1 protein-coding gene is annotated in these 1,899 nt (G+C 50.6%); it reads right to left on the bottom strand.

What is annotated here, in order from left to right; genetic code table 11:
- Positions 1-295: 295 nt before the first annotated feature.
- A complete protein-coding gene (locus tag LL972_RS21475; protein ID WP_228329316.1) occupies positions 296-1,189 on the bottom strand; it encodes a hypothetical protein in 894 nt (297 codons plus the stop codon).
- Between the last annotated feature and the right edge of the window lie 710 nt (positions 1,190-1,899).

Here is a 1,899-nt window from a genome sequence, read left to right as displayed (position 1 = left end):
TCTTCATGGAACCTCCTCGGGAAAGGGGACGAGAAAATTCCACTTCTGGCGTCAGCTAATGGGCGGGGGGATTACCACACAACGCTGGCAACTGCTGTCTGCTTCGCTTCTTCTGTGATGTTCTGACCATGCAATGGCCACGTGGCAAGCACGAGACTGAAGACAAAAAGGGCAATGATCGATCGGCTCATATGTCTTACTCCCTCTAGGGTCTCGTTGGTTGACGACAGAATTACTCTGCGCTTCGCATTGCGGCGATGAGACTTGCTTTATAACTTAACCTGACCCTGTTATTTTAACCTGCCCCCCTTATTTTGAGTACACGGCGCATAGTGAAGCGTGACTCATCAATGGACTCGGGCTTGAACTGGTCAAACATGCTGAACGCTTCTAGAGGGACTCGAAATGCGGCATTTGGGTTGTGATAAACCTCGAAATCAGGCCCGCTATAACGGTCGATGTTGAAAAAATCCATCGTAGAATAGATGACCGCAGAGCAAGTTTTCTCTTCAGAGCCGAAAAAAGGGGAGGTTGCCACAATTGAACCCGACCTCTTTATAATCTCGGGGGTGTAATCGTTGAATTGATCCATTACCTTCCCCGTGCTTGGATCAATGCTCAATGTGAGGTTTCCAACCCCATAAAGTGCACGTGACGGATAAGACGGTTCGGCTCCAAACTTTGCATGGGGCACCTGTGAGGGGTTGATGCAAATGATGTAGCCGTCTTGCTGCGAAATTCGGCCAGAAGCTCGTGCTCGCTGGTAGTGCAACAGCTTCTCTCGAAGTGCCGCCGTAATACGTAGGACGATCTGATCAATTGGAACAGTCCCGGCTACATCTGGTCCATATTCAATCGGCGGTACTGCGTCCGGACCGATGCCTGCCTTCGGGGATACGGCTTCTATCCACATTCGTCTTCCGTTGACCGGGACGTAGAACTCGGGTCCTGCATCGCTTTCCTTTACCACTTCAAAGCCTGCTACAAGCAGCTCAGTGCAAAGTAGCATTTCCCAAAAACGTGCATGAAAATCAACTCGTAGGGAACTAAGGAAGTTTCGGTCGGCGTAAGGCGCATACTTTTCCCACATCGCTTCAGCTTTCCTGCGATGTGCGACGGCATGAGGCAGGAAAGCGCACTTGTAAGCGTCGCACGCAGGAGCCCTCTCATCAAATAGGGAAGAATTCATAAGCGCAGCCTAAATTCGCCTGTCAGCGCATACCTACCGTAGCGAAGCGGCAGCGAAGGCAGTGATGTCGGATGAATGCGATTCTTGCGCCCGGCACAATTAATCATAGACCCTCCGTTTGATTGGGCGAGATCGGCCAGCGAGGTATAGCCGCAGGTAGATTGTGCGCCCCTTGAGAGCCGCTGGACCGGTTTTGAAATTTTGCATTTCAGTGAACGATGCTCGAGTGTTCCGCAAGCTTGATATCCTCGACATCCTCTTCTGCATCTACGCTGTGAGACTGCTCCCACCTAAAAATCTTACGTTCGCACCACACAAGCTCCCAGTACGTAATAATAAGCGGAGTAGCGCCGAGGTTACGAATTATCACCTGATTTCCGATGTATTCATTGCTCGTGAAGTTGTACCCAACTTCGATTTGAATGCGTGCGCGCCAAACCTCCCAAATCTTGATTACAGCAAGGAGCGTGGATAGCACCGCTCCCCATGTAGCTATGGGCGTTGACCCCTGTTGTAATGTGCTCACGCATAAATTCACATTCATTTCCTCCAAACGCTAGAATTAACCACGCCGCGAAGCGGCGTAAATTTGATTAATCGTTATCCCGAGAGCTGGGTCAGATCAAATTTTTACCTGATTAGCCCTATTCCTCAGCCATGAAAGTTGCTTGCCATGCGCAGAACGCGCTCTGGGCAAGGCTTGCAGCGCA

The organism is Xanthomonas campestris pv. asclepiadis (assembly GCF_020784175.1).
Lineage (GTDB): Bacteria > Pseudomonadota > Gammaproteobacteria > Xanthomonadales > Xanthomonadaceae > Xanthomonas > Xanthomonas campestris_D.
This window is presented reverse-complemented; position numbering and strand designations above follow the sequence as displayed.